21 protein-coding genes and 1 tRNA gene are annotated in these 19,897 nt (G+C 65.0%); 17 read left to right on the top strand and 5 right to left on the bottom strand.

Annotated elements, in window-relative coordinates; genetic code table 11:
• Positions 1 to 3: 3 nt before the first annotated feature.
• The 3 genes from accC to BLW48_RS17540 are packed head-to-tail and all read left to right on the top strand — an operon-like array spanning position 4 to position 3,571.
• Positions 4 to 2,052 carry an acetyl-CoA carboxylase biotin carboxylase subunit gene (accC, locus tag BLW48_RS17530; RefSeq protein WP_093176828.1) on the top strand — a complete coding sequence of 683 codons (2,049 nt, stop codon included), beginning with the start codon at positions 4 to 6 and terminating at the stop codon, positions 2,050 to 2,052.
• On the top strand, positions 2,052 to 3,086 hold the full coding sequence (gene bioB / locus BLW48_RS17535; protein ID WP_093176609.1) for a biotin synthase BioB: 1,035 nt from the start codon (positions 2,052 to 2,054) through the stop codon (positions 3,084 to 3,086). Before accC ends, bioB begins: the two co-directional genes overlap by 1 nt.
• Positions 3,083 to 3,571, top strand: coding sequence for a VOC family protein (locus tag BLW48_RS17540; protein ID WP_093052362.1), 489 nt, complete (start codon positions 3,083 to 3,085; stop codon positions 3,569 to 3,571). The genes bioB and BLW48_RS17540 overlap by 4 nt, the downstream gene beginning before the upstream one ends.
• On the opposite strand, the gene BLW48_RS17545 is transcribed toward BLW48_RS17540, so the two are convergent.
• Positions 3,561 to 4,058 carry an Lrp/AsnC family transcriptional regulator gene (locus BLW48_RS17545; RefSeq protein WP_093078053.1) on the bottom strand — a complete coding sequence of 166 codons (498 nt, stop codon included), beginning with the start codon at positions 4,056 to 4,058 and terminating at the stop codon, positions 3,561 to 3,563. The genes BLW48_RS17540 and BLW48_RS17545 overlap by 11 nt on opposite strands.
• Before the next feature lie 122 nt (positions 4,059 to 4,180).
• Here BLW48_RS17545 and yedA point away from each other — a divergent pair, with 122 nt between their 5' ends.
• The gene (gene yedA, locus BLW48_RS17550) at positions 4,181 to 5,110 is read left to right on the top strand and encodes a drug/metabolite exporter YedA (RefSeq protein WP_093078055.1); all 930 of its coding nucleotides are present in this window, start codon (positions 4,181 to 4,183) and stop codon (positions 5,108 to 5,110) included.
• Here the strand turns inward: yedA and BLW48_RS17555 are convergent.
• From BLW48_RS17555 to BLW48_RS17570, 4 genes are all read right to left on the bottom strand, one after another.
• Complete coding sequence (locus BLW48_RS17555; RefSeq protein ID WP_093176610.1) at positions 5,076 to 5,714, bottom strand: LysE family translocator; 639 nt, start codon at positions 5,712 to 5,714, stop codon at positions 5,076 to 5,078. The genes yedA and BLW48_RS17555 overlap by 35 nt on opposite strands.
• Positions 5,711 to 6,343: an RnfABCDGE type electron transport complex subunit B gene (locus BLW48_RS17560; protein WP_093176830.1), complete on the bottom strand. Its 633-nt coding sequence runs from the start codon at positions 6,341 to 6,343 to the stop codon at positions 5,711 to 5,713. The genes BLW48_RS17555 and BLW48_RS17560 overlap by 4 nt, the downstream gene beginning before the upstream one ends.
• A gap of 25 nt (positions 6,344 to 6,368) precedes the next feature.
• Positions 6,369 to 7,799 (bottom strand): polyhydroxyalkanoate depolymerase, encoded by a 1,431-nt coding sequence (locus BLW48_RS17565; RefSeq protein ID WP_093052347.1) that lies wholly within the window; start codon positions 7,797 to 7,799, stop codon positions 6,369 to 6,371.
• A gap of 157 nt (positions 7,800 to 7,956) precedes the next feature.
• Positions 7,957 to 9,153: an amino acid aminotransferase gene (locus BLW48_RS17570; protein WP_093176612.1), complete on the bottom strand. Its 1,197-nt coding sequence runs from the start codon at positions 9,151 to 9,153 to the stop codon at positions 7,957 to 7,959.
• Positions 9,154 to 9,258: 105 nt separating this feature from the next.
• On the opposite strand from BLW48_RS17570, the gene uvrB reads away from it, so the two are divergent.
• The 13 genes from uvrB to BLW48_RS17635 all read left to right on the top strand — a co-directional run bounded on the left by uvrB (position 9,259) and on the right by BLW48_RS17635 (position 19,860).
• The gene (gene uvrB / locus BLW48_RS17575; RefSeq protein ID WP_093052341.1) at positions 9,259 to 11,376 is read left to right on the top strand and encodes an excinuclease ABC subunit UvrB; all 2,118 of its coding nucleotides are present in this window, start codon (positions 9,259 to 9,261) and stop codon (positions 11,374 to 11,376) included.
• A gap of 233 nt (positions 11,377 to 11,609) precedes the next feature.
• Complete coding sequence (iscR, locus tag BLW48_RS17580) at positions 11,610 to 12,146, top strand: Fe-S cluster assembly transcriptional regulator IscR (RefSeq protein WP_007828186.1); 537 nt, start codon at positions 11,610 to 11,612, stop codon at positions 12,144 to 12,146.
• 84 nt (positions 12,147 to 12,230) lie between these two features.
• The gene (locus BLW48_RS17585) at positions 12,231 to 13,451 is read left to right on the top strand and encodes an IscS subfamily cysteine desulfurase (RefSeq protein WP_093052338.1); all 1,221 of its coding nucleotides are present in this window, start codon (positions 12,231 to 12,233) and stop codon (positions 13,449 to 13,451) included.
• A gap of 50 nt (positions 13,452 to 13,501) precedes the next feature.
• Positions 13,502 to 13,921, top strand: coding sequence for a Fe-S cluster assembly scaffold IscU (gene iscU, locus BLW48_RS17590; RefSeq protein WP_093176614.1), 420 nt, complete (start codon positions 13,502 to 13,504; stop codon positions 13,919 to 13,921).
• Between the two features lies 1 nt (position 13,922).
• A complete protein-coding gene (gene iscA / locus BLW48_RS17595) occupies positions 13,923 to 14,246 on the top strand; it encodes an iron-sulfur cluster assembly protein IscA (protein ID WP_007828190.1) in 324 nt (107 codons plus the stop codon).
• Positions 14,247 to 14,309: 63 nt separating this feature from the next.
• Positions 14,310 to 14,828 carry a Fe-S protein assembly co-chaperone HscB gene (hscB, locus tag BLW48_RS17600; RefSeq protein ID WP_093052332.1) on the top strand — a complete coding sequence of 173 codons (519 nt, stop codon included), beginning with the start codon at positions 14,310 to 14,312 and terminating at the stop codon, positions 14,826 to 14,828.
• 90 nt (positions 14,829 to 14,918) lie between these two features.
• Entirely contained in the window at positions 14,919 to 16,781 is a 1,863-nt protein-coding gene (gene hscA / locus BLW48_RS17605) for a Fe-S protein assembly chaperone HscA (protein WP_093176615.1), read from the top strand.
• 9 nt (positions 16,782 to 16,790) lie between these two features.
• The gene (gene fdx / locus BLW48_RS17610; protein ID WP_093176617.1) at positions 16,791 to 17,129 is read left to right on the top strand and encodes an ISC system 2Fe-2S type ferredoxin; all 339 of its coding nucleotides are present in this window, start codon (positions 16,791 to 16,793) and stop codon (positions 17,127 to 17,129) included.
• The gene (gene dnaQ / locus BLW48_RS17615; RefSeq protein ID WP_093052326.1) at positions 17,129 to 17,836 is read left to right on the top strand and encodes a DNA polymerase III subunit epsilon; all 708 of its coding nucleotides are present in this window, start codon (positions 17,129 to 17,131) and stop codon (positions 17,834 to 17,836) included. Before fdx ends, dnaQ begins: the two co-directional genes overlap by 1 nt.
• 75 nt (positions 17,837 to 17,911) lie before the next feature.
• Positions 17,912 to 17,986 (top strand) — tRNA-Val (locus BLW48_RS17620).
• A gap of 161 nt (positions 17,987 to 18,147) precedes the next feature.
• A complete protein-coding gene (locus tag BLW48_RS17625) occupies positions 18,148 to 18,270 on the top strand; it encodes a stereocilin (RefSeq protein ID WP_093052323.1) in 123 nt (40 codons plus the stop codon).
• Positions 18,271 to 18,305: 35 nt separating this feature from the next.
• Positions 18,306 to 19,409: an NAD(P)/FAD-dependent oxidoreductase gene (locus tag BLW48_RS17630; protein WP_093176618.1), complete on the top strand. Its 1,104-nt coding sequence runs from the start codon at positions 18,306 to 18,308 to the stop codon at positions 19,407 to 19,409.
• Positions 19,410 to 19,563: 154 nt separating this feature from the next.
• Positions 19,564 to 19,860 (top strand): glycine zipper domain-containing protein, encoded by a 297-nt coding sequence (locus BLW48_RS17635; RefSeq protein ID WP_093052316.1) that lies wholly within the window; start codon positions 19,564 to 19,566, stop codon positions 19,858 to 19,860.
• Positions 19,861 to 19,897: the final 37 nt, after the last annotated feature.

Raw genomic sequence — 19,897 nt, forward strand, 5'->3', positions numbered from 1 at the left:
AACATGTTCAAGAAGATCCTGATTGCGAACCGTGGCGAAATCGCCTGCCGCGTCATCCAGACGGCGAAGAAGATGGGCATCCTCACCGTCGCTGTCTATTCCGACGCCGACAAGGAAGCCCGCCACGTCGAACTGGCCGACGAGGCCGTGCACATCGGTGCGGCGCCCAGCCGCGAGAGCTACCTGCAGGCCGACCGCATCATTGCCGCCTGCAAGAAGACCGGCGCCGAGGCGGTGCACCCGGGCTACGGCTTCCTGTCGGAGAACGAAGCCTTCGCGCGCAAGGTCGAGGAAGAGGGCATTGCCTTCATCGGGCCGAAGCACTATTCGATTGCAGCGATGGGCGACAAGATCGCCTCGAAGAAGCTCGCGAACGAAGCCCAGGTCAACACTATTCCGGGCTGGAACGACGCCATCGAGACGGCTGAGCGCGCCGTCGAGATTGCCAAGGACATCGGCTACCCCGTGATGATCAAGGCCTCGGCCGGCGGCGGTGGCAAGGGCCTTCGCGTGGCCTTCAACGACAAGGAAGCCTTCGAGGGCTTCACCTCGTGCCGCAACGAGGCGCGCAACAGCTTCGGCGACGACCGCGTTTTCATCGAGAAGTTCGTCGAGGAGCCGCGCCACATCGAAATCCAGGTGCTGGGTGACTCGCACGGCAACGTGATCTACCTGAACGAGCGCGAGTGCTCGATCCAGCGGCGCCACCAGAAGGTGATCGAGGAGGCGCCGTCGCCCTTCATCTCCGACGCCACGCGCAAGGCCATGGGCGAGCAGGCGGTGCAATTGGCCAAGGCCGTGAAGTACCAGAGCGCGGGCACGGTGGAGTTCGTGGTCGGCAAGGACCAGAGCTTCTACTTCCTGGAGATGAACACGCGACTGCAGGTGGAGCATCCGGTGACGGAGTGCATCACCGGCCTCGACCTGGTCGAGCTGATGATCCGCGTGGCCGCCGGTGAGCAGCTGCCGTTGACGCAAGCCGAGGTGAAGCGCAACGGCTGGGCGATCGAGTGCCGCATCAATGCCGAAGACCCGTTCCGCAATTTCTTGCCGTCGACCGGCCGGCTGGTGAAGTTCCAGCCGCCGGGCGAAACCATGTTCGCGAGCGACACGCAGCACCTGCAAGGCGTGCGCGTGGACACAGGCGTGTACGACGGCGGCGAGATCCCGATGTATTACGACTCGATGATCGCCAAGCTCATCGTGCACGGCAAGGACCGCCAGCATGCGATTGCCCGCATGCGCGAGGCGCTCAACGGCTTCGTGATCCGCGGCATCAGCAGCAACATTCCGTTCCAGGCGGCGCTGCTGGCGCATCCGAAGTTCGTGGCGGGCGACTTCAACACCGGCTTCATCGCCGAGCACTACGGCAAGGGCTTCCACGCGGAAGACGTGCCGCATGCCGATCCGTCGTTCCTGATCGCGCTCGCGGCCTACGTGCATCGCCGCTACCGCGCGCGTGCCTCGGGCATCAGCGGGCAGCTCGAAGGCCACGGCGTGAAGGTGGGCGAGCAGTTCGTGGTGGTCGAGTTGGGGCCGGAAGGCAAGCACGTGCACCATCCGGTGTCGGTCACCGACTTCCATGGCAAGACCGGTGCGAGTGCAGTGGCCGTGGGCGGCAAGACCTACAAGATCGACAGCAGTCTGGCGCTGGGAGCGATCCGCGTGCAGGGCACGGTCAACGACAAGCCCTTCACCGCGCAGGTGGAGCGTGGCGCGGGCAAGAGCCCGCTGGCGCTGCGCGTGTCGCACGACGGTACGCAGATCGAGGCGATGGTGCTGTCGCCGCTGGGCGCGCGCCTGCTCGAGCTGATGCCCTACAAGGCACCTCCGGACCTGAGCAAGTTCCTGATGTCGCCGATGCCGGGCCTGCTGGTCGAGGTGTCGGTGCAGCCGGGCCAGCAGGTGCGCGCTGGCGAGAAGCTGGCCGTGATCGAGGCCATGAAGATGGAAAACGTGCTGTTTGCCACGCAGGACGGCGTGGTCGGCAAGATTTCGGCGGGCAAGGGCGAATCGCTCGCCGTCGATCAAATCATTCTGGAGTTCAACTGATGGGTGCCAACGACTTGCAACAGGCGATCACGCTGCACCGGCCCGCGAAGGCCGCTGCCTCCAAGACCGAGGGCCCGTGGTCCGTCGAGGCGATCCAGACGCTGCTCGACAAGCCGCTGATGGACCTGCTGTTCGAGGCGCAGACCGTGCACCGCCAGCATTTCCCCGAAGGCGACATCGAGCTGGCCACGCTGCTGTCGGTCAAGACCGGCGGCTGCCCCGAGAACTGCGGCTATTGCCCGCAGTCGGCCGAGTTCGATACCGGCGTGAAGGCGCAGAAGCTCATGGAGGTCGACGAGGTGCTGCGCGCCGCGCAGGCCGCCAAGGATGCCGGTGCCACGCGCTTCTGCATGGGCGCCGCATGGCGCGCCCCGAAGGACCGCGACGTGGAGAAGGTGGCCGTGCTGGTAGAGGCCGTGAAGGGGCTCGGCATGCAGACCTGCGCCACGCTCGGCATGCTGGAGCCGCACCACGCGCACCAGCTCAAGGCTGCCGGCCTCGATTACTACAACCACAACCTCGACACCGCGCCCGAGTACTACACCGACGTGGTCGACACGCGCACCTACCAGGACCGGCTCGACACGCTGGCCCATGTGCGCAGCGCGGGCATCAGCGTGTGCTGCGGCGGCATCGTCGGCATGGGCGAAGCACCGGTGCACCGTGCGGGACTGATCGCGCAACTGGCCAACCTGAATCCGTACCCGGAATCGGTGCCGATCAACAGCCTTGTGCGCGTGCCCGGCACGCCGCTGGCCGACTCGGACCCGGTCGACCCCTTCGATTTCGTGCGCATGATCGCGGTTGCGCGCATCACCATGCCGACCGCGCGCGTGCGCCTGTCGGCCGGCCGACAGCAGATGGGCGACGCGGTGCAGGCGCTGTGCTTCATGGCGGGCGCGAATTCGATCTTCTACGGCGACAAGCTGCTCGTTACCGGCAACCCCGACGTCGAAGCCGACACGGTGCTGCTGCGCAAGCTGGGCCTGAATGCGCGGCAGGTTCAGGAGCAGCCGGAAGGCTGTGCCGCATGACCACTGTCGCACGCCCCTTCAAGGTGCTGGGCATCCAGCAGATCGCCATCGGCGGGCCCGACAAGCTGCGGCTGCAGAAGCTGTGGGTCGACATGCTGGGGCTCGAAGTCACGGGCACGTTCAAGAGCGAACGCGAGAACGTGGATGAAGACATCTGCGCGATGGGCGTGGGCCCGTTCAAGGTCGAGGTCGACCTGATGCAGCCGCTCGATCCGGAGAAGAAACCCGCCGTTCACACGACGCCGCTCAATCACGTCGGGCTGTGGATCGACGACCTGCCCAAGGCCGTCGAATGGCTCACGGCGCAGGGCGTGCGCTTTGCGCCGGGTGGCATCCGCAAGGGTGCAGCCGGCTTCGACATCTGCTTCCTGCACCCGAAGGCGAACGACGAATTTCCGATCGCGGGCGAGGGCGTGCTCATCGAGATGGTGCAGGCGCCGCCCGAGGTGGTAGCGGCGTTCAGCGCGCTCGCAGCTACGCGTTGAGCACCTTCTTGATCGGCGGCTTCACGTCCGAGCGCTGAGGCGGCAGCATCGCCTGGTGCTCGCGCGCCGGGTTCAGGATGATCGAGGTCGCCGTCTCGGTAAGGATGCAGAACTTGGTGACCACCGCGTCGAGGTGGCTCACGTCGATCACCGCGATCTCGAGGATCCAGCTGTCCTCTCCGGTCACGTTGTAGGCATTGACGCATTCGGGCGTGTCCTGCACCAGTTTCACGACGAGGTCGTAGTCCGCGCGCCCGACGCGGATGATGGCGCGGATGCCGTAGCCCAGCTTGCCGAGGTTGACGGTGGCGCGGTAGCCGCTGATGACGCCCGCAGCCTCCAGTTTCTTCACGCGCTCGGTTACTGCCGGCTGGCTCAGGTGCACGCGGCGGCCCAGTTCGGCCATGGTCAGGCGCGCGTCGGCCTGCAGTTCGGCGAGGATGCGGGTGTCATGGGCGTCCAGCACGGGGTTCAAGGGAAAGTCCATGAAACTCCTTCAAATCGACGGTTTGGCGAGGGCAGAACCATGAAATCTGCATGGCTCCCGAGGGATGGCTTTCATACCATGACCGGCACCCAATACCAAGAATCAGAAGAGACACCTTCGACATGCCTACCCTCGCTTCTCCCGCCCATGCCACGCCAGCCGCGGGCCGCCCCGGATTGCCGCCGCTGCTGTGGCTTTGCCTCGCCGCCACCTGGGTGGTGTGGGGCTCGACCTATCTTGCGATCAAGTACGCGCTAATCAGCTTTCCGCCGTTCCTGCAGATGGGCTCGCGCTTCCTGGTCGCGGGTGTGCTGCTGGCAGCGTGGATGCGCTGGCGCGGCGCGCCGTGGCCCTCGCTGGTGCAGTGGCGCAATGCCTTCATCGTCGGCGCGCTGATGCTGGGCGGCGGCATGGGCGGCACGGCGAACGCCGAGGTGTCGATCGGTTCGGGGCTGGTGGTGGCGTTCATCGCGGTGATTCCGCTGCTGATTGCGCTGCTCAATCTGATCTGGGGTGTGAAGCCGTCGCGGCTCGAAGCCGCGGGCATCGCTCTCGGCCTCGTCGGCGTGCTGATGCTCACGCAGGGCAGCGGCTTCCGCTCTTCGCCCGAAGGACTGGTTGCCATCTGCATTGCCTGCGTCTGCTGGTCGCTTGGCAGCGTGCTGAGCCAGCGCAGCCTGCCGCTGGCGTCCGGCGCGATGGGCTTCGCGAGCGAAATGCTCTGCGGCGGCGTGGTGCTGATGGGGCTCGCCGCGGTGTCTGGCGAAACGATGAGCTGGCCGCCACAGGCTGAAGCGGTCGCTGCGTGGATCTATCTGGTGGTGTTCGGCTCGCTGATTGCCTTCAACGCCTACATGGTGCTGCTGGCCAGGGCGCCGGCCGCGCTGGCGGCGAGCTACACCTTCGTGAACCCGGTGATCGCGATGCTGCTGGGCGTGTGGATCGCCAACGAGGCGGTCACGCGCTTCGAGTGGTATGCGGTGGCCGTGGTACTGGCGGGTGTGCTGCTGTTGCTCTTCAAGCGCCGGGGCGGCGCCACACCGCAAGCGTAGCCGCGAGCAGCCACATGCCGGCCGCGCAACCGCGGTTCATTGCCCTGAGGCCCCGCTGCGAGAGGAAGCGCACGGCCTGCGTGCCGGCCGATGCATAGGCCAGCATCACGCAGGTATCGAGCACGACGAACACTGCACCCAGCAGCAGGTACTGCGGGCCTTGCGGCTTCGCGATGTCGACGAACTGCGGCAGGAATGCCGCGAAGAACAGCACCGTCTTCGGGTTCGACAGCGCCACCATCAGGCTGCGCAGCAGCGCGACACGGCCCTGCGGACGGACTTCGAGCGGCGACTCGGCCAGCGCGGTGCGCAGGTCGGTGGTTTCGCTGCGCCAGAGCTTGATGCCCAGCCATACGAGGTAGGCCACGCCTGCGACGCGGATCGCATTGAAGAGCCACTCCGAGGCCGCCAGCAACGAGCCCAGTCCGAGCGCGACGACGGCGATCAGGGTGATGCTGCCGAGCGACGCACCCGCAATGCCCCAGCTCGCGCGGCGCATGCCGCCCTCGATGCCGTTGGACAGCGCCAGCAGCATCGTTGGCCCCGGAATCAGGGCCAGCGCGAGCGAAGCGACGATGTAGATGAGCAGGGTGTCGAGCGTCATGGTTTGGTGGCTGGTGGGCGTTGTTGCGAGGCGGCGCGGGCACGCGCCAGGGCGGCTTCGACGATGGCGCGCTTGCGGGCGCCGGCGTCTTGCGGGGCTTGGGGCTCGGGCGCCGTTTCGGCCAGCCGGGCGTCGGTGTTGCGGTGCCTGCCATGCACTTCGTAGCGGCGCCGGGCACTTTCGGCCTGCTCGGCCGACCAGGCTTGCCAGCCGCTGAGGCCCGGCGTCTCGACTTCGAGCGAGATGCAATCGACGGGGCAGACCGGAATGCACAGTTCGCAGCCCGTGCAGTGGGCTTCGATCACGGTGTGCATGCGCTTGTTGATGCCGACGATGGCGTCGGTGGGGCAGGCGTCGAGGCACAGCGTGCAGCCGATGCACCAGGCCTCGTCGATGACGGCCATGGCACGCGGGCCTTCGGTGCCGAACTGGGGATCGAGGGGGAGCGTTGCGCGGCCGGTGAGCACTGCGAGTCGCTCGATGCCTTCCGCGCCGCCCGGCGGGCACTGGTTGATGCCGGCCTCGCCGTCAGCCACGGCCTGTGCGTAGCCTGCGCAATCCGGGTAGCCGCACCGTGTGCACTGCGTTTGAGGCAGTGCGTCGTTGATGCGTGCGGCCAGCCTGTTCACTTGGTGATGAGGTTGCGTGCGCTCTTCAGCGCGCCGCACCGGTGCCGGGCTTCTTGCGCGCAGCGGGCTTCTTCACTGCCACGGCCGTGGCCTTCTTTGCCGGCAGCTTCTTGGCCGCGACGGCGGGCACCTTGCGGCCGGGCTTGATGCTGTCTTCGGCGGCCAGGCCGCCGCGGTTGCCGGCGCGGCTCTGGGGCTGGTCGTTGGCCGCGATGAATTTCAGCACCTTCGGGTAGACCAGTTCGCGCCAGCGGCGGCCGCTGAAGATGCCGTAGTGGCCGGCGCCTTTCACTTCATAGTGCTCGCGCTTGTCATTGGCTATGCCGGTGCACAGGCTGTGCGCCGCTTCGGTCTGGCCCGAGCCCGAGATGTCGTCGAGTTCGCCTTCGACCGTGAGCAGGGCGGTCGAGTGGATGTCCTGCGGGTGCACGCGCTCCACCTGACCCTGGGGGTTCTTGACGTCCCAGGTGCCGTTGACCAGGTCGAACTCCTGGAACACGGTGCGGATGGTCTCGAGGTAGTAATCGGCGTCCATGTCGAGCACGGCGTTGTACTCGTCGTAGAACTTGCGATGGGCCTCGGCGCTGGCGTCATCGCCCTTGATCAGGTCCTTGAAGTAGTCGTAGTGGCTGCTGGCGTGGCGGTCGGGGTTCATGGCCACGAAGCCGGTGTGCTGCAGGAAGCCAGGGTAGACCTTGCGGCCCGCACCCGGAAAGCCCTGCGGCACGCGGTAAATCACGTTGTTCTCGAACCACTCGTAGCTCTTGTTCATCGCGAGGTTGTTCACCGCGGTCGGCGACTTGCGTGCGTCGATGGGGCCGCCCATCATGGTCATGGTCAGCGGCAGCTGTTCGCCGCGGCTGGCCATGAGCGAAACGGCCGCGAGTACCGGCACCGTCGGCTGGCACACGCTTACCACGTGGCAGTTGCCGTATTCGGCCTGCAGGCGGCGGATGAACTCCTGCACGTAGTTGATGTAGTCGTCGAGGTGGAACTCGCCTTCGGACAGCGGCACCAGGCGCGCGTTCTTCCAGTCGGTGATGTAGACCTTGTGGTCCTGCAGCATGGTGCGCACGGTGTCGCGCAACAGCGTGGCGTAGTGGCCCGACAGGGGCGCCACGATCAGCACCACGGGCTGGCTCTTGAGCGTCTTGAGAATGTGCGGCTCGTCGGTGAAGCGCTTGAAGCGGCGCAGCTCGCAGAACGGCTTGTCGAGTTCGACAGCCTCCTGGATCACGACCTCTTCGCCGTCGACCTTGACGGACTTGATGTTGAACTCGGGCTTCTCGTAGTCCTTGCCGAGGCGATAGAGCAGGTCGTAGCCGGCGGCCATGCGCTGGGCCATGGGCAGCTGGCCCCACACGGCGCCCTGGCCGTAGAGCTTGGAGGCAGCCTGTGCGAAGTCCGAGAACGGCTCCATCAGGGAACGCTGGGCTTCGTAGAGTTGATAGAGCATCGCTGGTCTTGGAGTGGAATGTTGCGGTGCAATATATCAGCGCATTCGCTGCATTGCAGGGGGCCTTACCCCTACATCGGCCCCGCCGCGAGGAGCCTTCTTCCACAGAATGTGAAGGAATCGTCGCGAAGGCGATTCCCTCACACCTTGCTGTCACCTAGATGACTTTGGCGATCGAGGCACAGACGTACTCGATGTTCTTGCTGTTGAGCGCGGCCACGCACATGCGGCCGGTGTCGGTGCCGTACACGCCGAACTCATTGCGCAGGCGCACCATCTGGTCCTTGCTCAGGCCCGAGTAGCTGAACATGCCGATCTGCGTGGTGATGAAGCTCATGTCTTCCTTCACGCCGGCGGCCTTGAGGCCGTCGACCAGCTTCTGGCGCATGGCCTTGATGCGCACGCGCATCTCGCCCAGTTCCTTTTCCCACAGGGCGCGCAGTTCGGGGTTGCCGAGCACCGCGGCCACCACGGCGCCGCCGTGCGTGGGTGGGTTGCTGTAGTTGGTGCGAATGGCGATCTTGAGCTGCGACAGCACGCGGCCGGCTTCTTCCTTGCTCTCGCACAGCACCGACAGGGCGCCCACGCGCTCGCCGTACAGGCTGAAGCTCTTGGAGAACGAGGTCGAGACGAAGAAGGTCAGGCCGGCATCGACGAACTTGGCGACGGCGGCGCCGTCTTCCTTCAGGCCGTAGCCGAAGCCCTGGTAGGCCATGTCGAGGAAAGGCACGAGACCCTTGGCCTTGACAGTGGCGACGACCTGGTCCCACTGTGCCGACGTGATGTCGTAGCCGGTCGGGTTGTGGCAGCAGGCGTGCAGCACGACGACGGTGCCGGCAGGGGCTGCGTTGAGCGCGGCCAGCATGCCGTCGAAGTTGATGCCGCGCTTGGCGGCGTCGTAGTAGGGGTAGCTTTCGACTTCGAAGCCGGCGTTGGTGAACAGCGCGCGGTGGTTTTCCCAGCTCGGGTCGCTGATCAGCACCTTGGCGTTGGGGTTGAGCTTCTTCAGGAAGTCAGCGCCGACCTTCAGGCCGCCAGTGCCGCCGATGGCCTGGATGGTGGCCACTCGGCCCGAGGTGACGGGTTCGCTGTCGGCGCCGAAGACCAGCGCCTTGACAGCGCTGTCGTATGCGGCAATGCCGTCGATGGGGAGGTAGCCGCGCGCCGTGGGCGCTTTCATCATGTTCTGCTCTGCCGCTTGCACGCACTGCAGCAGTGGCAGCTTGCCGTTGTCGTCGTAATAGACGCCGACGCCGAGATTGACCTTGTTGGGGTTGGTATCGGCTGCAAATTGCTCGTTGAGGCCGAGGATCGGGTCGCGCGGCGCCATTTCGACCGCGGTGAACATAGACATGGAAAGGTCCTTTGGGATGAAAGCTTCGCTGCAACCGGAGGAGGCTTTATCCTTTCCGGTTGCCTTGAATTTTACCGGCGCGAGCGCCACCTGTCGGGAACAGCCATGCCAGAGAACAACGAAGCCATAGCAGACCTGAAGAAACTGGACCCGATCGGGCCGGCGAAACAGGGGGAATTCATCCGCTATCCGGACTCGCCTTTCGAGCTTTTCCAGCCCTATCCGCCGGCCGGCGACCAGCCGAAGGCGATCGAGGGGCTGGTCGAGGGCGTGATCGACGGCGAAGTGTTCCAGACCCTGCTGGGCGTGACCGGTTCGGGCAAGACCTTCACCATGGCCAACGTGATCGCCCGGCTGGGCCGCCCGGCCATTGTGTTTGCGCCCAACAAGACACTGGCGGCGCAGCTCTACAGCGAATTCCGCGAGTTCTTCCCGAAGAACGCCGTCGAGTACTTCGTGAGCTACTACGACTACTACCAGCCCGAAGCCTACGTGCCGCAGCGCGACCTGTTCATCGAGAAAGATTCATCGATCAACGAGCACATCGAGCAGATGCGGCTGTCGGCCACCAAGAGCGTGCTGGAGCGGCGCGACACGGTCATCGTGGCCACGGTGAGCGCCATCTACGGCATCGGCACGCCCGAGGACTACATGGAGATGCGGCTGATTGCCCGCGTCGGCGACAAGGTCGGCCAGCGCGACCTGATTTCGCGGCTCATCCGCATGCAGTACCTGCGCAACGAGCAGGACTTTGCCCGCGGCACCTTTCGCGTGCGGGGCGACACCATCGACGTGTTCCCGGCGGAGCACAGCGAGCTGGCGATTCGCTTCGAGCTGTTCGACGACGAGATCGAGTCGCTGCAGCTCTTCGACCCGCTGACCGGCCGCATCCGCCAGAAGGTGCCGCGCTTCACCGTGTATCCGTCGAGCCATTACGTCACGCCGCGCGACAAGGTCATGGCGGCGGTGGAAACCATCAAGATCGAGCTTGGCGATCGGCTCAAGGAACTGGTGGGGGCGGGCAAGCTGGTCGAGGCGCAACGGCTGGAGCAGCGCACCCGTTTCGACCTCGAAATGCTCGCCGAAATCGGCCATTGCAAGGGCATCGAGAACTACACGCGCCACCTCTCTGGCGCTGCGCCAGGCGACCCGCCGGCCACGCTGACCGATTACCTGCCGAAGGACGCGCTGATGTTCCTCGACGAAAGTCACCAGATGATCGGCCAGCTCAGCGCCATGTACAACGGCGACCGGGCGCGCAAGACCACGCTGGTCGAGTACGGCTTCCGCTTGCCGAGTGCGCTGGACAACCGGCCACTCAAGATGGAGGAGTTCGAAAAGCGCATGCGCCAGTGCATCTTCGTTTCGGCCACGCCAGCGCAATACGAGAAGGACCATGCCGGCAACGTGGTCGAACAGCTGGTGCGGCCCACCGGACTGATCGACCCCGAGGTCGAGGTGCGGCCCGCCACGCATCAGGTGGACGACGTGCTGGGCGAGATCCGCGTGCGCGTGGACAAGAACGAGCGCGTGCTTATCACCACGCTGACGAAGCGCATGGCCGAGCAGCTGACCGACTACCTGGGCGACAACGGGGTGAAGGTGCGCTATCTGCACAGTGACGTCGACACGGTCGAGCGGGTGGAAATCCTGCGCGATCTGCGCCTGGGCACCTTTGACGTGCTGGTGGGCATCAATCTGCTGCGCGAGGGGCTGGATATTCCCGAGGTATCGCTGGTGGCGATCCTCGACGCCGACAAGGAAGGCTTCTTGCGCGCAGAGCGCTCGCTGATCCAGACCATCGGCCGCGCAGCGCGGAACCTGAACGGCAAGGCCATCCTCTACGCCGACCGGATGACCGAGTCGATGAAGAAGGCCATCGGCGAAACCGAGCGCCGCCGTGCCCGGCAGATTGCCTACAACGAAGCCAACGGCATCACGCCGCGCAGCATCGTCAAGCAGGTGCGCGACCTGATCGACGGCGTCTACAGCGAGAAAACCGGCAAGGAAATGGCCAAGCTCGACCTGGAACGCGCCAAGGTCGAGGACATGAGCGAAAAGGACATCGCCCGGGAGATCAAGCGGCTGGAAAAGCAGATGCTGGAGCACGCCCGCAACCTCGAATTCGAGAAGGCGGCCCGGGTGCGCGACCAGTTGGCGCTGCTGCGGGAGCAGGCGTTCGGGGCGTCGGGCGGCGACAACATCGCGATCCCGCCGCAGTAGGTCAGACGTTCGCATTCTTCAAGCGAACCGCGCTGGGGTTTACCCCAGCAGACCTCGGGGGCTTCTGTTATACTTGAGCGAAACAGTCAACAACAAGAAAAGAACTTCGCGATGAAGGACCGACTCCTACCGACTGGTTCACCAGCGTCAGGGGTCGGGCAGGGCGGAGACGAAGTCACCGCGGTCCAGGACCACGGTGTCATTTCAACGGTAAGCACTTGAAGGAGCTTGCGATGCGTCTCACTACCAAAGGCCGTTTTGCGGTCACAGCAATGATCGATCTGGCGTTGCGTCAGAACACCGGTCCGGTCACGCTGGCTGCGATCAGCCAGCGGCAGCAGATTTCGTTGTCGTACCTCGAACAGCTGTTCGGCAAGTTGCGCCGTCACGAGCTGGTCGAGTCGACCCGCGGCCCCGGCGGCGGCTACAGCCTCGGTCGCAAGGCCGCGGACATCACCGTGGCCGACATCATCGTTTCCGTCGATGAACCCATCGATGCCACCCAGTGCGGCGGCAAGGAAAACTGCCTCGGCGAAGCCGGCCGATGCATGACGCACGAGCTCTGGGCCTCGCTGAACCAGCGCATGGTCGAATTCCTCGACTCCGTCACGCTGCAGAAGCTGGTCGACGACCAGATCGCCAAGGGCGTGCAGATCGAAAACAAGCCAGTCGTCAAGCGTGCGATCTCGGCCCAGCCGGTGGTCAAGCCGATCCGCGTCAACGCACCGAATTCGGTGTTCGCGCTCGGCAACGCCTTCGCCAAGTCCTGAGTACTGAGTCCCCGGCGGCGCCTTCGGACGCCACCTTGAGCAGCCCAGATCAAAAAACAACCCCCACGCCAGCACGAGCCAGCCATGGACGTAACTCCTCATTTCCCGATCTATCTCGATTACGGCGCGACCACGCCGGTCGACCCGCGTGTGGTCGACGCCATGATTCCCTGGTTGCGCGAACACTTCGGCAACCCGGCGTCGCGCAGCCACGCATGGGGCTGGGAGGCTGAAGAGGCGGTCGAGAAGGCGCGTGGCCAGGTGGCTGACCTGATCAATGCAGATCCCCGCGAAATCGTCTGGACGTCGGGCGCGACCGAATCGATCAATCTCGCGCTCAAGGGCGCGGCCCAGTTCTACAAGGGCAAGGGCAAGCACCTGATCACCCTGAAGACCGAGCACAAGGCCGTGCTCGACACGATGCGCGAACTCGAGCGCCAGGGCTTCGAAGTGACCTACCTCGACGTCGAGGAAAACGGCCTCGTCGACCTTGAAAAGTTCAAGGCCGCGATTCGCCCTGACACCATCCTGGCCAGCGTGCTGTTCGTGAACAACGAAATCGGCGTGATCCAGGACGTGGTCGCGATCGGCAATGTCTGCCGCGAAAAGGGCATCATCTTCCACGTCGATTCGGCCCAGGCCACCGGCAAGGTCGATATCGACATCACGAAGCTGCCCATCGACCTGATGAGCCTCGCCTCGCACAAGACCTACGGCCCCAAGGGCATCGGCGCGCTGTACGTGCGCCGCAAGCCGCGAGTGCGGCTCGAGGCGCAAATGCACGGCGGCGGTCACGAACGCGGCATGCGTTCGGGCACCTTGCCCACGCACCAGATCGTCGGCATGGGCGAGGCCTACCGCATCGCCAAGCTCGAAATGAAGGACGACATCGCCCATGCGCGCCGCCTGCAGAAGCGTCTGCTCGATGGCCTGAAGGATGTCGAGCAGGTGTTCATCAACGGCGACCTCGAACACCGTGTGCCGCACAACCTGAACATGAGCTTCAACTACGTCGAAGGCGAGTCGCTGATCATGGGCATCAAGGGCCTGGCGGTGTCGTCGGGTTCGGCCTGCACCTCGGCCAGCCTGGAGCCCAGCTATGTGCTGCGCGCCCTGGGCCGCAGCGACGAGCTGGCCCACAGCAGCCTTCGCATGACCATCGGCCGTTTCACGACCGAAGAAGAAATCGACTACGCCATTTCGACCATCAAGCACAACGTTGCCAAGCTGCGTGAGCTGAGCCCCCTGTGGGAGATGTTCCAGGACGGCGTCGACATCAGCACGATCCAGTGGTCGGCCCACTGACGCAGGCCCGCACCAGGCTCCACGATTGAACAAAGTTTGAGAGGTACACCATGGCATATTCTTCCAAGGTCATCGACCACTACGAAAATCCACGCAACGTCGGCTCCTTCGAAAAGGGCGACGACTCGGTAGGCACCGGCATGGTCGGCGCGCCGGCCTGCGGTGACGTGATGAAGCTGCAGATCAAGGTCAACCCCGAAACCGGCGTGATCGAAGACGCGCGCTTCAAGACCTACGGCTGCGGCTCGGCCATTGCGTCGTCGTCGCTCGTGACCGAATGGGTCAAGGGCAAGACGCTCGACGAAGCGGCTGCGCTCAAGAACGCGCAGATCGCCGAAGAACTGGCGCTGCCGCCCGTGAAGATCCACTGCTCCATCCTGGCCGAAGACGCGATCAAGGCCGCCGTGAGCGACTACAAGGCCAAGCACGGCGTCAAGGCCGAAGCTGCTGCTGCCGAAGCTGTTCACTGACATGGCCGTCACGCTGACCGAAGCCGCTGCGCGACACGTCACCCGCTACCTCGGCAAACGGGGCAAGGGTGTGGGCGTGCGGCTGGGCGTGAAGACCACGGGCTGCTCCGGCCTGGCCTATAAGCTCGAGTACGTGGACGAGTTCACGCCTGAAGACGTGGTGTTCGAAGACCACGGCGTGAAGGTGCTGGTCGACCCGAAGAGCCTGGCCTACATCGACGGCACGCAGCTCGACTTTGTGCGCGAGGGCCTGAACGAGGGTTTCAAGTTCATCAACCCCAACGAACGCGACCGTTGCGGCTGCGGGGAAAGTTTTCGCATCTGATGCGCCGTCGCTGACCGCGACAACAGCCGCCACCATGTCATGTGCTGGCGGTTTTTTCTTGCCATGAACCTGAACGACACCGACTTTCAACTGTTCGCCGTCCCGGCGACTTTCGCGCAGGACCGTGCGGTGCTCGACGCGCGCTGGAAAGAGCTGCAGCGCGAAGCCCACCCGGACCGCTTTGCCGCGCAGGGCGCCGCCGCGCAACGTGTGGCCATGCAGTGGTCGGTGCGCATCAACGAGGCTTACCAGCGGCTGAAGGATCCGATCCGCCGCGCCAGCTACATCTGCGAACTGCACGACGCACCGCTGAACGCCGAGAACAACACGGCGATGCCGCCGGAGTTCCTGATGCAGCAGATGGAGTGGCGCGAGGCGCTCGACGATGTCGAAGACGCCGCTTCGCTCGAGAAACTCCAGGCTGAGGTCGAGGCTGCCCGCGCCCGCGCACTGTCGTCGCTCGACTGGCTGATCGACGAAAAAGGCGACTACCCCGCCGCCGCGCAGCAGGTGAGAGCCCTCATGTTCATTGAGCGCTTCGGACAGGACGTCGAAGCCAAATTCGATCAGTTGGGACAATAGAGACATGAACCCCCACGCTCATCACTTCGTGTATTCACTGCCCCCCGAGGGGGCGCAGGCCTCCCTTGGGGCGGCCCGGCGGGAGGCCTGATGGCTCTTCTTCAGATTTCCGAACCCGGCCAGGCGCCCGACCCGCATCAGCGTCGCATTGCCGTGGGCATCGACCTCGGCACCACCCATTCGCTGGTGGCCGCGGTGCGCAATGGCGTGGCCGAATGCCTGCCCGACGACCAGGGTCGCGTGCTGCTGCCTTCGGCTGTGCGCTACCTTGAAAACGACCGCCGCCAGATCGGCTTCGATGCGCTGGCGGCGCGCGCCAAGGACCCGGCCAACACGATCACTTCGGTGAAGCGGCTCATGGGCCGCGGCCTGGCCGACATCGCGAACCGCGAAGCGATGTCATACCGCATCGGCAGCAGCGATGGCGGCATGGTGCAGGTGCAGACCCTGGCGGGCGAAAAGTCGCCGGTCGAGATCAGCGCCGAGATCCTGGCCACGCTGCGCTTTCGTGCCGAGGACACCTTCGACGACGAGCTCTACGGTGCCGTCATCACCGTGCCGGCGTACTTCGACGAAGGCCAGCGCCAGGCGACCAAGGATGCCGCGCAGCTCGCCGGCCTCAACGTGCTTCGCCTTATCAGCGAGCCCACGGCGGCCGCCATCGCGTATGGCCTCGACAACGCGAGCGAAGGTGTCTACGCGGTCTACGACCTGGGCGGCGGCACCTTCGACATCTCGATCCTGCGGCTCACGCAGGGTGTGTTCGAAGTGATTGCCACGGGTGGCGACTCGGCCCTTGGCGGCGACGACTATGACCACGCGCTGGCCGGCTTCGTGCTCGCGCAGACGGGCCTGCAAGCCGGCAGCGATGCCGACAAGGCCGCGTTGCTGGTCGCCGCACGGGCCGCGAAAGAGGTGCTGACCGATTCGGAATCGGCCCTGTTCAAGGCTGACGTGGCAGGCAAGACCGCTTCGTTCGACCTGACCCGCGAACAGTTCTACACCGCCACGCGGCCGCTCACCGATCGCACCATTGCTGCCGTCCGCAAGGCACTGCGCGACGCGAAGCTCAAGCCCGACGACCTGCAGGGCATCGTGCTTGTCGGCGGCTCCACCCGCATGCCGCAGGTCCGCAGCGCCGTCGCCGAGTTCTTCGGCCGCGAGCCGCTGGTCAACCTGAACCCTGATGAAGTCGTGGCCCTCGGTGCTGCCATCCAGGCCAACCAGCTCGCCGGCAACAACGGCGCGGGCGAGCTGCTGTTGCTCGACGTGATCCCGCTCTCACTCGGCATCGAGACCATGGGCGGTCTGGTCGAGCGCATCGTGCCGCGCAACCAGACCATCCCCACCGCGATGGCTCAGGACTTCACGACCTATCAAGACGGCCAGACCGCGCTGGCACTGCACGTGGTGCAGGGCGAGCGCGATCTCGTGGCCGACTGCCGCAGCCTCGCGCGCTTCACGCTGCGCGGTATCCCGCCGATGGCGGCCGGCGCGGCACGCATCCGCGTGACCTTCACGGTCGACGCAGACGGTCTGCTGAGCGTGAGTGCCAAGGAGCAGGGCAGCGGCGTCGAAGCCAGCGTGGCGGTCAAGCCGTCATACGGTCTGTCGGACGACCAGATCGCGACCATGCTGCAGGAGAGCTTTTCCACGGCGCAGCAGGACATGCTGGCCCGTGCGCTGGTCGAGGCGCGCGTCGATGCCGATCGCATGTTGCTCGCCACGCAGAGCGCGCTCGATGCTGACGGTGACCTGCTGAGCGACGGAGAGCGCGCCGTCATAGACGCATCGATGGCGCAGTTGCGTGAAACCGCCAAGGGCAGCAACGAGGCCGCCGCCATCGAGGCTGCCACCAAGAAGCTGGCCGACGACACCGAAGCCTTTGCTGCACAGCGAATGAACGCGGGCATTGCGCGCGCACTTGCCGGCCGCAAGGTCGAATCTCTCTAGAACAACAACATGCCCACGATCAAGATCTACCCGCATCCCGAGTACTGCCCGCAGGGCGCCGAAATCACCGCGCCCGCCGGCACCTCGATCTGCGAGGCGCTGCTCGACAACAACATCAACATCGAGCACGCCTGCGAGATGAGCTGCGCTTGCACCACCTGCCACGTTATCGTGCGTGAGGGCTTCAACTCGCTGAACGAGGCGGAAGAGGGCGAAGAAGACTTGCTCGACCGTGCCTGGGGCCTGGAGCCCCAGTCGCGCCTTAGTTGCCAATCGATCCTGGCGCAGGAGAATGTGACCATCGAGATTCCGAAGTACTCGATCAATCACGCCAAGGAAAACCACTGATGTCGCGCCAGATCGTTCTTGATACCGAAACCACCGGCCTCTCTGCGGAGAACGGCGACCGGGTCATCGAGCTCGGCTGCGTGGAGCTGTTCGCCCGCAAGCTCACTGGCAACGACCTGCACATCTACTTCAACCCTGAGCGCGAGAGCCACGAGGACGCGCTCAAGGTTCACGGCCTGACGACTGACTTCCTGCGCGACAAGCCGAAGTTCGCCACCCTGGCCAACGATATCGTCGAGTACCTGCGCGATGCCGAGTTGATCATTCACAACGCGGCCTTCGACGTCGGCTTTCTCAACAAGGAGTTCGAGCGTGCCGGTTTGCCGCCGCTGCGCACCTTCGTCAGCGAAGTGACCGACACGCTGGCCATGGCCAAGCAGGTGTACCCGGGCAAGCGCAATTCGCTGGACGCGCTGTGCGATCGCTTCGGCGTGGACCGCTCGAACCGCACCTTCCACGGCGCCAAGCTCGACGCGCAACTACTGGCCGACGTCTACATCAACCTCACGCGAGGGCAGGATGCGCTGCTGATCGACGTGGCTTCGAACGAGCCTCAGCTGGGCACCACCGTGGTGGCCATCGACCTGAGCCAGTTCGAGCTGCCGGTGATCCTGGCCGCCGAGCACGAACTGACAGCGCACGAAGCGGTGTTGGGGCAACTCGACAAATCGAGCGGCGGTCGCACGCTGTTTCGCGAAAACGGCTGAAAAGCTATGGCATAATCTGAGGCTTCGCACAACGCGATACGTTTTCAGAACGCTGCAGTCAAACAGCAGCGTTTCGGGCGGTTAGCTCAGGGGTAGAGCACAGCATTCACACTGCTGGGGTCGGAGGTTCGAAACCTCCACCGCCCACCATTCAAAGCAACGACTTACGGCACCTTCGGGTGCCGTTTTCGTTTGTCGCGCCGACTTCATTCATCGACTGAACTGTCGGCCTGCACCGACGGCAAGTGCAGCCAAGGGCTGTTGAACTTCCCGTAGTGGCGGCCTAGAACTGAGGGGCAAGGAGCACCGCCATGGCCACTCATCCAGATCTTCCGACCCCCGTCACGCCGAACCTGCCCGTCGAGCCCGACGAAGGGGCTGAGACGCCACCCGACGAACCCACCGATCCGGAGCCGCCGCCCTCCGTGCAATGAGGAAATCCGCGAGCGAGCCGCGCTAAGCTCGCGCGATGGACGAAATAGATTGCGCTGTCATCGGCGCTGGTGTGGTGGGGCTGGCAGTGGCGCGCGCCTTGGCGCTCGCGGGCCGGGAAGTGCTGGTGCTCGAATCCGAAGGTGCCATTGGCACGGGTACGAGTTCGCGCAACAGCGAAGTCATTCACGCCGGCATCTACTACCCGCAGGGCTCGCTCAAGGCGAGGCTGTGCGTCGAGGGCAAGGAAATGCTGTACGCCTACGCGGCGGAGCGTGGTGTGCCGCATCAGCGCTGCGGCAAGCTGATCGTGGCGACCTTGCCCGAGCAGGCGGACCAGCTCGATGTCATCCGGACGAAGGCGGCTGCGAACGGCGTCGGTGATCTGACGTTGATCACCGCGCAGCAGGCTGTGGCGATGGAGCCGCAGCTGCATTGCGTGGCGGCGCTGCATTCGCCGAGCACAGGCATCGTCGATAGCCACTCGCTCATGCTGAGCCTGCTCGGCGACCTCGAGAATGCGGGCGGCATGTTGGCACTGAAATCGCCCATCGTGCGTGCCGAATGCGGCGATGGCGCCATCGTCCTGATGGCTGAGGATGGCACTGCGCTGCGTTGCCGCAGCGTGGTCAATGCAGCGGGTCTCGGTGCCCCTGCGCTGGCGCGGCGCTTCGAGGGCCTGCCGGCCTCGGCGGTGCCCAGGGAATACTTCGCCAAGGGCAACTACTTCACCTTGTCGGGGCGAGCGCCGTTCGGGCGTCTGATCTATCCCGTGCCCGAGCCGGGTGGGCTGGGCGTGCACCTCACGATCGACCTGGGCGGCCAGGCCAAGTTCGGGCCCGATGTGCAGTGGGTGTCTTCGGCCGGTGAACTTGTGGTGGACCCGGCCCGCGGCGAGGGCTTCTATGCCGAGGTGCGCAAGTACTGGCCCGCGCTGCCCGACGGCGCCCTGATCCCGGGCTACGCGGGCATGCGGCCGAAGATCTCGGGCCCGGGCGAGCCGGCGGCCGACTTCATGATCGACGGACCTGCATCGCACGGTGTGCCGGGGCTGGTCAATCTCTTCGGCATCGAGTCGCCAGGCCTCACGAGCAGCCTGGCCATCGGGCGCCATGTGGCCGGCTTGCTGGCGGACGCGTGAAGCGCGCTTTGCACGTCGCGAAGTGGCATCTCGCGTCAAAGTCTGCACATCTGTAGCGCCTGAGGGTCTTTTGAGCCTGTAACATGACAGCACGCCATTTGCTGGCGCGAAGCCGCCGGCGCGGTGCCGGTGTCATCACGGAGGAAAGTTTCCAATGAGTGCATCCCAAAATCTTGAAGCAGCAGCTGAAGACATTGCAAGCGACGTGCGCGGCGTGCTGGCAAGCAAGGACCTGGATTCGGTTCCCCACATCAAGGCGCTGCGCCAGCGCATCGACACCAAGCTGGCCATCGCACGCGAACTCGCGGCCGAGAAGAGCAAGCTCGCCGCCAAGAAGGCCCGTGAAGCGGCCACCTCCGCCAACGCCTACGCCCACGACGAACCATGGCAGATCGCCGGTGCTGCACTGGCCGTCGGCGTGCTGGTGGGCCTGCTGCTTGGCCGCCGCTGACCTGAGCGCGCACGGCAGCGATATCGTTCATCCGGAC

It is taken from the genome of Variovorax sp. YR266, from assembly GCF_900107295.1.
Classification (GTDB): domain Bacteria; phylum Pseudomonadota; class Gammaproteobacteria; order Burkholderiales; family Burkholderiaceae_C; genus Variovorax.

Excerpts from the sequence above, each read along its gene's own strand:
- accC (WP_093176828.1), top strand. The coding sequence starts at position 4 with ATGTTCAAGAAGATCCTGATTGCGAACCGTGGCGAAATCGCCTGCCGC.
- bioB (WP_093176609.1), top strand. The coding sequence starts at position 2,052 with ATGGGTGCCAACGACTTGCAACAGGCGATCACGCTGCACCGGCCCGCG.
- BLW48_RS17540 (WP_093052362.1), top strand. The coding sequence starts at position 3,083 with ATGACCACTGTCGCACGCCCCTTCAAGGTGCTGGGCATCCAGCAGATC.
- BLW48_RS17545 (WP_093078053.1), bottom strand. The coding sequence starts at position 4,058 with ATGGACTTTCCCTTGAACCCCGTGCTGGACGCCCATGACACCCGCATC.
- yedA (WP_093078055.1), top strand. The coding sequence starts at position 4,181 with ATGCCTACCCTCGCTTCTCCCGCCCATGCCACGCCAGCCGCGGGCCGC.
- BLW48_RS17555 (WP_093176610.1), bottom strand. The coding sequence starts at position 5,714 with ATGACGCTCGACACCCTGCTCATCTACATCGTCGCTTCGCTCGCGCTG.
- BLW48_RS17565 (WP_093052347.1), bottom strand. The coding sequence starts at position 7,799 with ATGCTCTATCAACTCTACGAAGCCCAGCGTTCCCTGATGGAGCCGTTC.
- BLW48_RS17570 (WP_093176612.1), bottom strand. The coding sequence starts at position 9,153 with ATGTCTATGTTCACCGCGGTCGAAATGGCGCCGCGCGACCCGATCCTC.
- uvrB (WP_093052341.1), top strand. The coding sequence starts at position 9,259 with ATGCCAGAGAACAACGAAGCCATAGCAGACCTGAAGAAACTGGACCCG.
- iscR (WP_007828186.1), top strand. The coding sequence starts at position 11,610 with ATGCGTCTCACTACCAAAGGCCGTTTTGCGGTCACAGCAATGATCGAT.
- BLW48_RS17585 (WP_093052338.1), top strand. The coding sequence starts at position 12,231 with ATGGACGTAACTCCTCATTTCCCGATCTATCTCGATTACGGCGCGACC.
- iscU (WP_093176614.1), top strand. The coding sequence starts at position 13,502 with ATGGCATATTCTTCCAAGGTCATCGACCACTACGAAAATCCACGCAAC.
- iscA (WP_007828190.1), top strand. The coding sequence starts at position 13,923 with ATGGCCGTCACGCTGACCGAAGCCGCTGCGCGACACGTCACCCGCTAC.
- hscB (WP_093052332.1), top strand. The coding sequence starts at position 14,310 with ATGAACCTGAACGACACCGACTTTCAACTGTTCGCCGTCCCGGCGACT.
- hscA (WP_093176615.1), top strand. The coding sequence starts at position 14,919 with ATGGCTCTTCTTCAGATTTCCGAACCCGGCCAGGCGCCCGACCCGCAT.
- fdx (WP_093176617.1), top strand. The coding sequence starts at position 16,791 with ATGCCCACGATCAAGATCTACCCGCATCCCGAGTACTGCCCGCAGGGC.
- dnaQ (WP_093052326.1), top strand. The coding sequence starts at position 17,129 with ATGTCGCGCCAGATCGTTCTTGATACCGAAACCACCGGCCTCTCTGCG.
- BLW48_RS17625 (WP_093052323.1), top strand. The coding sequence starts at position 18,148 with ATGGCCACTCATCCAGATCTTCCGACCCCCGTCACGCCGAACCTGCCC.
- BLW48_RS17630 (WP_093176618.1), top strand. The coding sequence starts at position 18,306 with ATGGACGAAATAGATTGCGCTGTCATCGGCGCTGGTGTGGTGGGGCTG.
- BLW48_RS17635 (WP_093052316.1), top strand. The coding sequence starts at position 19,564 with ATGAGTGCATCCCAAAATCTTGAAGCAGCAGCTGAAGACATTGCAAGC.